The organism is Dyadobacter sp. CY261, from assembly GCF_021440085.1.
Lineage (GTDB): Bacteria > Bacteroidota > Bacteroidia > Cytophagales > Spirosomataceae > Dyadobacter.
This window is the reverse complement of record NZ_JAKCPW010000007.1, coordinates 492,546-503,940: the sequence shown is the minus strand read 5'-3', so window position 1 is coordinate 503,940 and position 11,395 is coordinate 492,546. Positions and strand designations below refer to the sequence as shown.

The window sequence follows — 11,395 nt, the reverse complement described above, 5'->3', positions numbered from 1 at the left end:
GCTGAATCGATTCTTCTTCATGTTCCTTTCCTTTTATGAAAATATAATCGGAAAGCTCCATTTATTCAACGATCACTTTTAGGGGAAGCTTACATCAGAGCCTCCACTTTTTTTGGTGAGTCACAATAAATAATTCCAACAATTGAGGGTTGGCTGCCTGATTCCTTAACAAATAGATGCGTAGAAAGAGGCGATTGTCTCCTACTTACCACGGAGCTTATTGACCAAGTGGTAGGCACTGCGAAAATTGTCTTTAGAAATGTTCTTCTGCTGTTCGTAAAATTCGGCATGGGTTTGAAGGATTCTTGTGTTAATGATGTTTAATACCACTCAATTGCTCACGTGAAATACTCTGAACCTTCGAAAGATCAACTCCATCAAAAATTGCGTTAGAGATGTCAGCATCGTCAAATTTTGCTCCATCAATAATGGCCCCAGTAAAATCAACCTCGCGCAAATCGCATCTAGAAAAATTGACACCAACCAAGGTGGCATTTCTGAAATTGGCTCTTTGACACATTGCATCGGCAAAATCTGCGTTAGTTAGCTCAGCGTTTGTCAGGTTTGCAAGTTCAAAAGCAGCACCCACACAAATCGCATTAGATAGATTAGCATTAACAAAACTTGACTTTCTTAATTTAGTATCAATCATCGAAGCCTTAGACAGATCGGCATTATCAAAGTCCAGCAGTCCTAAGTTCAAGAGATTAAAATTTATCCCATTAGAAGAATCGACCTCACTTGGAGCATAACCAGGCCTTTTCACAATCACGTCAATTGTCGCCTGGATTTCTTCAACATTCATTATACTGTCAGCTGTATGTTCTCTAATAAACGCTCCAAGGACTTGATTCACCACTAACTTATATGCCTCCGCCCCCTCCGAAATTTTTTGTAAGGCAAAAATCCCACCCATTCTAACATGCGAACTTGTACTACCTAATTGATCAACTGCCTTAGAATAACTCTCGACGGTAAATCTTTGCTGGGAAAGTTCTAAGTTATTTCGCGAGTCAACGACCTGTTCCCAGGAAAAAGCCAGTCCAGCTAACACAAGAACCCCTCCGATTATTTGGGCAATAGTTTTTCTTAATTCGTTCTCCACTTCCAGGAGTTCCTTTACCGAAAGTGAATCAGCCTTTCCCTTCAATTGCCATATTGGAACTTTCCAAAGCAAGAATAATGTCAAAAAAGAACAAACAAACATCAGTAGATAGGCCATTGATTTAGATATTTAACTGATGATACATAAAATATCGTATAGTGGTGACACGACTGGATAGGCACAAAAGGTAGCGATGGAAAAAAGAAACTTTTATTACCATGCGAAGTGCTCCAAAAACAAATAGCGAGTTTGGAGATAATCGAAATTTATTGATTAGCACACCATTCATGCAAATGCCTCGGATATTTCGACTGCAATTTTTTCTTATTTCTATTTAACGGTAGGTAGGTAACATCGAAAAAGAGACGCATTCCTATCACTTGTTTATTAATTGTCAAAGCAACTTTGTTAAGTATTTGCATTGGATACGGATATCTGGTTATACTTGCATTATGTCAATTTCGGATAAAAGCATTTTGATAGTCGGTTGCTTCGACACCAAGGGGGCTGTTTTCGCCTACCTCCGCGAATGCATTCTCGCTCGCGGCGAAACGGTTATCACCATCAATACCGGTATTTTCGGCACAACACAGGCCTTCCCGGTCGACTTTGAGTCAAACATCGTTGCATCCGCCAGCGGCAGCGACATGTATAGCCTCCGCCACGATCGTGATCGCGGCAAGGCTATTGACATCATGGGAAAAGGTGCCGCCAGCCTGGTTTCGCAGCTTTATGCCGAAAACAAAATCAAAGCGGTGATCGGCATGGGCGGTGGCGGTGGCACTTATATCGCGCTTTCGGCCATGCAAGGCATTCCCTTTGGCATACCGAAAGTTTGCCTCACCACACTGGCAACCAAAGACTTATCGCGGCAGATTGGCGATAAGGACATTATGCTGATCCCTTCGGTGGTAGACGTGGCGGGCATGAACCACATTCTCAGGCAGCTTGTGGCGCAGGCGGCAGCAGCCGTATGTGCCATGGCAGGTGTGGAAACTTTGAGCGAACACACCCGCTCACGGAGCATTGCCATCAGCATGTTTGGAAATACCACAGCCTGCGTCGACAAATGCACCGAACTTTTGAGTAATGCCGGATTCGAGGTGCTTGCCTTCCATGCCACAGGCGTAGGCGGTAAAACGATGGAATCGCTCATTCGCGAAGGATGTTTCGAAGCCGTGCTCGACATTACTACCACCGAACTGGCTGACGATTTGTGCGGCGGCATTTGCAGCGCCGGCCCCGAAAGACTGACCGCCGCAGCCGACATGGGCATTCCTCAGGTCGTCGTACCGGGTTGTATGGATATGGTCAACTTTGCACATCTGGACACCGTTCCGGCCGCATTCGCGGGCAGGCACTTGTACAGCTGGGCACCAGACGTGACGCTCATGCGCACCGACGAACATGAAAACGCGATCCTCGGCGAACGCCTGGCGCGAAAAGTGAGCCGGTCGCCTGCGGAGGCGACGATAGTGCTTCCGCTGCGGGGCATTTCCCAAGTAGCGTCGGAAGGCGGGATTTTCCACAACCCTGCTGCTGACCAGGCATTGTTTGGGGCGATCAGAGAACATGCTGGCAGCCACGTGCATGTTATCGAAGCCGATACGCATATCAATGATCCAGCATTTGCCCATTTGTTGGTCGACACATTGCTGGGCGTTTTGCGAAAGACAAATCATGAAATCTAGAATCAATATTATCCATTTATAAACACAACCGAAACGATATGCCTAACCCATGGACAGGTAAAGGAAACCCCTACACGAAACAGGAAGTCAGAGACCGCTTGCAAAACACGATCGATCAGGGCAAAGCCATTATCGCGGCCGGCGCCGGAACGGGCATCAGCGCCAAATTCATTGAAAAAGGCGGAGCCGATCTCATTATTATATACAATTCGGGCCGTTTCAGAATGGCTGGGCACGGCTCCACGGCTGGATTAATGGCTTACGGCGACGCCAATGCGGTAGCGATGGAAATCGGCGAGTTTGAAGTATTGCCAGTGGTGGAGGAAATCCCGGTGATATGCGGCGTCCACGGCTCCGACCCACGCCGGAGAATGTGGCACCATTTGTTGAAAGTGAAAGAAATGGGCTTTTCGGGTGTCAACAACTTCCCTACCCATAGCATAGTAGACGGCCATTTCAGGAACGTACTGGAAGAAACCGGCATGGGGTTTGCCAAAGAGGTAGAAATGATCCGACTATCGACGATGATGGACCTGTTTTCGATCGTTTATGTCGCAACGCCGGAAGAAGCCCGACAAATGGCGGAAGTGGGCGCTGACGCCATTATTGCACATGTGGGCACTACGGTAGGCGGTTCCATTGGTGTTGTGGACGCTACTTGCAGTATAGATGAAGCTATTGCCCGCACCCAGGAAATCGGAGATGCCGCCCGGGATGTGAATCCCAACGTATTTGTACTCGCACACGGCGGTCCGGTAAATACGCCCGACGACGTCCGCGAAGTGCTCTCCCGAACCGACATTCACGGATTTGTGGGCGCATCTTCCCTCGAACGCATGGGCATTGAGCAATCGCTGACAAATCTGACGCGTGATTTTAAGAAATTGACCTTGGGAAAATCTTAGGAGCAATAAAAAGAGGCTCCTTTATCGCTATGCTAAACAGGTGATAGCGACAAGAGAGCCTCGTTTATGTCAAAGTGCTTCTACCCAAATCATTTATACTAAAAACCTAGTTTATTTCAATACAAAAACAGCCTCCTGACCACCACACCCCCATCAGTTTTCACCCGGACAAGCACAATACCACTGGCAACAGACGATAAGTTCAGTTTCGGCCCTTTCGAAACCATCAAAATCCGTCCCGAAAGATCATAAACCGTCACTTCCCGAATTACCGCACCGGTTTTGATAAAAGCTTGCCGGGTGGCGTCGGCCCAGACGATTACTTCGTGGTGGGGATCGGCAAATTTCACGGCCTGGGTGCGCGAGTGCTCGAAGGTGCCGTCGAAATCAACTTGTCGCAGTCGGTAATAGTTGAGGCCCGGCGTGGGCTTTTCGTCCCGGAAAGCGTAGTCGTTGCTTTGCGAAGTCGTGGCATTGCCATCCACAAAACCGATATCTTCCCATGTGAAACCATTCATACTGCGCTCGATGTAGAAACCGGCATTGTCGGTTTCGGAAGTTGTGTGCCAATCGAGTCTGACGATGGAACCTGCCAAACGGGCATTGAATGACACCAGGTTAACCGGCATCGGATCATTAAAGCGAAGTTTGACCGCGTTGGATTGGTAAACTGCTTTCCAGCCAACAGCGAGCCCCGTCACCGCACTGAATGTGCCTGTTACCGACGTTGCCGTGAGAATTGTTATCTCATCACCGACTTCCGGCGTATAGTTGACGGTTACCGCCAGCGAGCCGCCAAGTGTTGCCGTTCCGATAACTGCTATTCGATCGTGGTCGGTACTTCCCGTGCCATTGACTTCGATATCCATGATGCTGTTGCCGAAATCCTTGCCATCGCTGAAAGTCAAGGTTCCGGGCGAATAACCCGGTGAAAGTGTTCCACCCGCGTTCGTAAAGGAAGCCGCAATTATTTGCCCGGCACCTTTGAATACACCCCCGGTATTATTGTTGAAAATGCCTGCCCCCTGCTGTGTGAGCAGGCTGGCTATCGCACTTACACCGCCAATCGTTACTTTTCCTGCATTGTTAAATGTATTGTCTTCCAGGAAAATACCTTCAACCGTATTGTCAACCTTGATATCCCCGCCTGCTTTGTTCACCAGAAACGACTGGTTCTGGATTCCGTAAGTACCCGCGCCTGCCACCGAACCGATCGTCAGGCCGGCTTCGTTGGTGAATGTACCGTTAAAAACGCGCAGCCCTGCCAGCGACGTGCGATCGATCCTGATATTCCCTCCCGCTTTGTTATCGAAAACCGTTTCATTGAAAATACCATGAACGCCCACGTTGGCATTGCCACCGATCGTAATATCCGCTTCGTTCGTGAATGTGCCTTTCAGCTGATAGATTCCGGTATCGGTCGTCCGGTCGATCCGGATATGTCCGCCGGGGCTATTTTTAAAATCCTTCTGGTTTGAAATACCGTACGTTCCCGCGTCTGCCACCCCGCCTATCGTGATCTCGGATCCATTGTCAAAAGTCCCCCCGAGGTGTGCGATAGCGATGCTGCTGGAGCGGTCAATGAAAATCCTTCCGCCGGCGGCATTTGAGAAATCGCCGGCACCTCCGGTCTCGATTCCATACTTCCCTACCGACGCCGATGCTCCGATGGTAATGTCGGCAACATTGCTGAAAGAGGATTTGGAAAAAATAGCCGCCTCCGTACTATTATCGATCTTAATATTTCCGCCCGCATTGTTGTTGAACTGGCCCACCAGGTCGATACCATACTTTCCTACGGAGGCCAACGCCCCGATCGTAATGCTCGATTTGTTGGTAAAAATAGAGGCAATATCGATGGCTGTCATGTTTGTCCGGTCGATGTTGATCGTGCCGCCCGCATTATTAGCGAAGGTTGCTTGCAATCTCATACCATAATCTCCACCCGAAACCGCTTCTCCGATGACGATTGCCCCCGAATTGCTGAATGCACCTCCCTGGTGCCGAATCGCGCTGGGAAGCACCGACGAGGGACCGCTCACACGGTCGATATGAATCACAGCACCGGTATTATTATTAAAAGTACCGGTGATAAAAAGTCCAAATCGCCCCACCGTTTCCAAACCGCCGATGGTGATCGTACCATCGTTAATGGCCGTCCCGCTGGTTTCCATGCCCTGGTTTCCCGTCCGGTTTATCGATAGGGTTCCCGCATTCACGAACATGGCGTTGGCATTACGCAGTCCCGTCGTTCCGGGTTTGCTTACTTCGCCCAATGCAATGCTTCCATTGTTCGTCAATGTGTCGGAGCCGATATTGATACCAAAGTTTACAGCACGGTCGACTTTCAACGTGGCACCGGCTTTGTTAACAAAAGTCCCCCAGCTATCAACCCCGATATTACCGGCTGTCGCTACTGAACCGACGGTGATATTTGCCGCATTCGTAAACGCCTCTTTGTCGTTGTAAATGGCGGTATTAGTTGTATTGTCAACACGAATGTCCCCTCCGGCACTGTTATCAAAGGTTCCGCTATTGTAAATACCATGGGATCCTGCACCCGCCGCTGCGCCGATGGTGATTGCCGCCGCATTGGTGAAGGTCGCGTGTATAGACTTTGTTTCGTCGAGATTGTTCACCAGCGCTTTGGCCGAGGAACGATCAATACTAATATTTCCACCAGTATTGTTGTTAAAAACAGCGTCGTTCCAGATTCCATGCAATCCGACAGGACTATTCGCCCCGATCGCGATGTCCGCATGGTTGGTAAATGTGCCGGATGCATTGTAGAGGCCGGTATCCAAAGTGCTGTCAATGCGGATCTCCGCACCCGCCAGGTTATTAAATATGCCCTGATTTATGATAGCATAGCTACCTACACCTTTGTTGGAACCCAAAATAAGCTGGCCACTATTGCTTACGGTGCCTTTATTGTTGAACCCTGCCGTAAAATCGAAAGGTGCGGCATAAGTACTAGACCCGTTGATCGTGAGCGTTCCTCCGGGGTCAATGGACAGCGAACTCTCCGCTTCCACGCGCACCGCGTAGGCAACCATGCTTTGACCATTCCCAATAACGGGGTCGTGGGTTGATACATTCGGAATGATTGCTTCGGTCAAGATTCCCGGGATACCCGGCGACCAGTTGGCTGCATTGTTCCAGTCCGAATTTTCATTACCCGTCCAGGTAGTCTGGTTTGTCAGGAATTCATATTCAAATGCGACAATGTACGTGCAAGCGCTTCCCAGGGGTGTGATTTTGGCATACAAAGTGTGGTTGCCTATACCTAGCGATACGTCCGGAACGAAGTGATCGGGTGCGGTGAAGGTCCCTGCCGGATGCGTTGCGTCGCTATCTTTAAAAATTCCGTCGATCATACCCGAAAATCCGCTGCCCAGGCTAAAAATCGGTGTCGGTTTGTCATGAACGATCACCTGATTGTTGGTAACAGTCCCGTTAATGCTGCCGTATTTCAGCGTGCCGTCGTTGGTAAAGGTACCGTCGTTGGCTAGCATATTGGTGATCAGGGTCAGGCCGCCATTGGTAATGGTTTTGGATAGATCATTTTTCAAATCACCACTTACCACAAGCACTTTCGCGCAATGGCTATTATTGAAATTCCCCGCATTCCACAAACCGAAATCCGCCGTAAGAGATGGGCTGCCTAGCGTCAGTTCTCCATTGTTCTGGACGGTACCCGCGTTGTAAAAGACTGTTGCCGAGCCGGAAACGGCCTTCACGCTATTGACGGTCAGGCTGGCTGTCGCTGAAACCGTAAGGGTTGCACCCGTTTGCACTTCCACGGTTTTGGCCAGCGCGGCTATCCCGGCACCGATCACCGGGGCGTTTGCCGAAGCCGCGATGATCACCTCATTGCCTTGCGCAGGCACGCTCGCGGGCGACCAGTTGCATGGCGTGTTCCAGTCGGTGTCGGTGGATCCTGTCCATGTGAGCGGACCCGACGAGGTGGTGGGCACGCAAACATCACTGCCCTCCCCTGCGATGGTAAATGTGTAAGGATTTTCATTCGAATCGTCGCTCGCAATGCTTACCACCGCGGTTTTCGCACCTAACGAACCGGGATCGAAAGTGATTTCAAACTGGCTTGTTGCTCCGGCAGCTATCGTGGCAGCGGGCTGGGATGTGACGGAAAAATCGGCGGAGCCACTCAGGTTCACCACCGGCGTACCGGTCAGTGTGAGGGGTTGATCGCCTTTATTCTCAATCGTAAAACTGCGTACGGCATTGCCTGCCAATGTGTAAACAGGACCGAAGTTAGTGAATTTATAGTCGACAGGATTGTTATCGCCGTTAGCTATATTGTTGCCGTTCCCTTTAACATTGATATCGGGGCCCGGTGCGGTGTATAGGTATGTAAAAGGAACAATGTAGCTGCATGCAGCGCTTTGGGGAGTAATTTTGGCATACAATATATGACTTCCCTCGGCTAAGCCGACCGGCACAAACTGGTTGGGTGCCGTGAAAGTCCCCGCAGATTGCGTCGCCCCGGCATCCGTAAAAATCCCATTAACCGTTCCCGTAAAATTGCTCCCATATGTAAAGATTGGCGCAGGGGCATCTTTGATGACCAGCGCATGATTGAGGTAGGGTTCTGTAAAAGTCCCATATTTTAAAACACCATTATTCGTAAATGAACCATTATTGGCCAGGTTGTTCTTTATCTGCACCAATCCCGCATTAGTTATCGTTTTCGAAGCCGAATTGGAAAGGTTACCTGCCAGTACCAGCAAACTGCCGCATTCGTTGATGGTCATCTGAGCATCGTTTTGCACGCCATCGGGTCCAACAAATGCTACTGCACCGATTTTAACCTGACCGCTGTTGCTGAAAGAACCTGCTGCATTGTATAGTCCTGCGACGGCTGAATGATCGATGCTGATACTACCCGTGCCCGCGTTTTCAAGGTCACCGAGATTTTCGAGCCCATAATTGCCTACGCCGCTTGCAGCGCCGATAATAACGGCTCCGGAGTTGCTAAAGGTTGCGGCTCCCACACCCGCGGGGTTGAAGTTATTCATCAGGCCGATCAGAGTCGTTTGGTCGATGTGAATTGTTCCCGCACTATTGTTTTGAAAGGTCCCGTCGTTCCAGATGCCGTGCTGACCGATGCTGGTGCCGTCGCCGATCACAAGGTTACCGCTATTGGTGAAAGTGCCGGAAGCATTATAAATTCCGGTATTCGCCCAGCGGTCGATCTCAATGGACCCGCCGACAGCATTATCAAATGTCTGCTGATTGACGATCCCGTGTGTGCCCACAGTGGCCGCCGATCCGAGGAAGATGCTTCCACCGTTGGTAATAGTCCCAAGATTGTTAAGGGCGGTGGTGAAGGTAGCAGGTGACGTGTAGGGTGCCGATCCGTTGATTGTCAGACTGCCCGACGCCTGGATAATAAGCGAGCTATTGGCCCCTACCAGCACCGATTTGGCCACAGCGTTGGTTGTGCCGGATATGATCGGGTCATTCGGACCGTCGGCGATCGTCACATCGACACTCGCATCCGGCACCCCGTTCGACCAGTTTTCTGAATTGTTCCATTCCGTATCAGCGCTGCCATCCCAGGTGGTCTGCGCCATTGCGCCCGACATTGCCATCAGCAACACCGGCAAAAGCATTACCAATGACCTCAGCCCAGCTTTTCGGATGATCGATGAAGCAAGTATAGTTCGTCTCATTTGTTGTGGTTTTAAACAGGAATGTACCAGGCCGATTGAAGTACTTGTTCTTTTTACAAACCAAGCCGGCGGATGACCGCCATTTGACCATGGACGATGGAAAATAGACCATAGACCATAGACCATAGACCATGTGTTCTATGTCATTGTATATTAATGGTCTATGGTCTATCGTCCATGGTCATTAAGCATACCGTCCATGAAACCGCACCCGGCGGTCGGCGGTCAGCGGTCGGCCGTCGGCCGTCAGCCGTCAAATCGGCTGCGCCACATACCGCAGGTACGGTTTCACGGTTTTCCAGCCTTCCGGGTATTTCTCTTTTGCCTCGGCATCGGATACGGCGGGAACGATGATCACTTCTTCGCCATTCTGCCAGTTCACAGGTGTTGCCACTCTGTGTTGGGCTGTGAGCTGCATAGAGTCGAGGACGCGCAGGATTTCGTGGAAATTGCGGCCCGTGGTCATCGGGTAAGTGAGGTTCAGCTTGATCTTTTTGTCGGGGCCAACGATGAAGACCGAACGTACAGTCTGGTTAGTCGCGGCGGTGCGGCCTTCCGAGGTGCCTGGCTCATCGGCCGGAAGCATGTCGTAGAGCTTGGCGATGGCGAGGTCGGGGTCGCCGATCATCGGGTAGTTGACGGCATGCCCCTGTGTTTCCTCGATGTCCTTTTCCCATTTCAAATGGCTTTCCACCGGGTCGACGCTCAGGCCGATCACTTTGCAGTTACGTTGCTGAAACTCGGGTGCGAGCCTGGCCATGTATCCCAGTTCGGTTGTGCACACCGGCGTAAAGTCCTTAGGATGGGAAAAAAGAATAACCCAGCCATCGCCGATCCATTCGTGGAAGTTGATGATGCCTTGGGTGGTGTCGGCCTGGAAATCCGGCGCGAGGTCGTTCAGTCTCAAACTCATTGTGTTGGGAGATTAAGGGGTTTATACATTTTTACGATCGTGCATGGAGGCATCAAGAGCTGTCAGAGAAGCGTATACCGCTTTTTACAGATCTCACATTCGTAGCATTCCGGTTTGAGTTTGCCCAACGAAACGATTTTCGCGATCCGGCCAGCGAGACACATCTTGTCGGTAACAACCAGGTTCCCCCCGCACACCGTGCAGCGGATTCCCATAATGGTCCGTTTTATGATGATTTTGTCCAGATCAAGCAAACCCATAACACCGCCAAAAATGGCGTTTGCCAGGCATATGGGCAAAAAAAAGGGATGAATGTAGGAGGTTTGGGATGAATGGGCGGCGGTTTGGGAAATGACGGATGACCGCTGACCGCTGACGGCCGACCGCTGACCGCCGACCGCCGACCGCCGACCGCTGACCGCTGACCGCCGACCGCCGACCGCCGACTACCGAACAATGCTGTGCCTGGGTCTTTTTATAAAAAACTGCAAATATCCAAACCCGATTTTTCAAAACTGCATGGTTTGAGATCAATGAAGACCAACAACGGTCGGTTGTCAGCGGTCAGCGGTCGGCCGTCAGCCGTCAGCCGTCGGCCGTCATCGCTCACATCACCCCAAACTGCTCTTAAATCTATTCATCTTTGCAAACAACTCTTCGGAACGAAGGTAGAGATTGGTAAATTCGTCGGATGAGATGTAACTCCTCCTTTGCGACAAATGAAGGCAGTTGACGCATTCAGCCAGCGATCGAATCGAGTATCCCAGAAACTTCTTTTGTTCGGCATTTGACTGCCCTATTGAACCCTCAGCAATATTCAATGAAACAGAATCAGCCGCTCTTCTAAATTGAGAAGTTAACGAAAACATTTCATCCTTCGGAAAGCGAAGCGTCAACAAATGAACTTCATCAGCAAACACGATAGCCAGCTTCCAGATTTCGAGCTTTTCAAATTTGTATGACATAGTTGAATGTGGGGACCGCCGACGGCCGACCGCTGACCGCCGACTATAGAGCATAGTTAATCAATAGCTAACGATAAATGCTATCGATTCTCGAATCAATAATCTGCCGCCGGGAATGAG

7 protein-coding genes are annotated in these 11,395 nt (G+C 50.2%); 2 read left to right on the top strand and 5 right to left on the bottom strand.

Annotated elements, in window-relative coordinates; genetic code table 11:
• Positions 1-310: 310 nt before the first annotated feature.
• The gene (locus LZD49_RS21425) at positions 311-1,222 is read right to left on the bottom strand and encodes a pentapeptide repeat-containing protein (protein WP_234669716.1); all 912 of its coding nucleotides are present in this window, start codon (positions 1,220-1,222) and stop codon (positions 311-313) included.
• A gap of 335 nt (positions 1,223-1,557) precedes the next feature.
• Here LZD49_RS21425 and LZD49_RS21420 point away from each other — a divergent pair, with 335 nt between their 5' ends.
• Both LZD49_RS21420 and LZD49_RS21415 read left to right on the top strand, forming a co-directional pair.
• Positions 1,558-2,796, top strand: a complete 1,239-nt coding sequence (locus LZD49_RS21420) for a Tm-1-like ATP-binding domain-containing protein (protein ID WP_234669715.1) — start codon at positions 1,558-1,560, stop codon at positions 2,794-2,796.
• A gap of 38 nt (positions 2,797-2,834) precedes the next feature.
• A complete protein-coding gene (locus LZD49_RS21415; protein WP_234669714.1) occupies positions 2,835-3,701 on the top strand; it encodes a phosphoenolpyruvate hydrolase family protein in 867 nt (288 codons plus the stop codon).
• A 116-nt stretch (positions 3,702-3,817) separates the two neighbouring features.
• Here the strand turns inward: LZD49_RS21415 and LZD49_RS21410 are convergent, their stop codons facing one another.
• The 4 genes from LZD49_RS21410 to LZD49_RS21395 all read right to left on the bottom strand — a co-directional run bounded on the left by LZD49_RS21410 (position 3,818) and on the right by LZD49_RS21395 (position 11,275).
• Complete coding sequence (locus LZD49_RS21410; RefSeq protein ID WP_234669713.1) at positions 3,818-9,397, bottom strand: choice-of-anchor D domain-containing protein; 5,580 nt, start codon at positions 9,395-9,397, stop codon at positions 3,818-3,820.
• A 253-nt stretch (positions 9,398-9,650) separates the two neighbouring features.
• Complete coding sequence (locus LZD49_RS21405; protein WP_234669712.1) at positions 9,651-10,310, bottom strand: peroxiredoxin; 660 nt, start codon at positions 10,308-10,310, stop codon at positions 9,651-9,653.
• A 62-nt stretch (positions 10,311-10,372) separates the two neighbouring features.
• A complete protein-coding gene (locus LZD49_RS21400) occupies positions 10,373-10,525 on the bottom strand; it encodes a hypothetical protein (RefSeq protein ID WP_234669711.1) in 153 nt (50 codons plus the stop codon).
• 396 nt (positions 10,526-10,921) lie between these two features.
• Positions 10,922-11,275, bottom strand: coding sequence for a four helix bundle protein (locus tag LZD49_RS21395; RefSeq protein ID WP_234669710.1), 354 nt, complete (start codon positions 11,273-11,275; stop codon positions 10,922-10,924).
• Positions 11,276-11,395 lie beyond the last annotated feature (120 nt).

Coding starts and splice junctions, on each gene's coding strand:
- LZD49_RS21425 (WP_234669716.1), bottom strand. CDS start 1,222: ATGGCCTATCTACTGATGTTTGTTTGTTCTTTTTTGACATTATTCTTG.
- LZD49_RS21420 (WP_234669715.1), top strand. CDS start 1,558: ATGTCAATTTCGGATAAAAGCATTTTGATAGTCGGTTGCTTCGACACC.
- LZD49_RS21415 (WP_234669714.1), top strand. CDS start 2,835: ATGCCTAACCCATGGACAGGTAAAGGAAACCCCTACACGAAACAGGAA.
- LZD49_RS21410 (WP_234669713.1), bottom strand. CDS start 9,397: ATGAGACGAACTATACTTGCTTCATCGATCATCCGAAAAGCTGGGCTG.
- LZD49_RS21405 (WP_234669712.1), bottom strand. CDS start 10,310: ATGAGTTTGAGACTGAACGACCTCGCGCCGGATTTCCAGGCCGACACC.
- LZD49_RS21400 (WP_234669711.1), bottom strand. CDS start 10,525: ATGGGAATCCGCTGCACGGTGTGCGGGGGGAACCTGGTTGTTACCGAC.
- LZD49_RS21395 (WP_234669710.1), bottom strand. CDS start 11,275: ATGTCATACAAATTTGAAAAGCTCGAAATCTGGAAGCTGGCTATCGTG.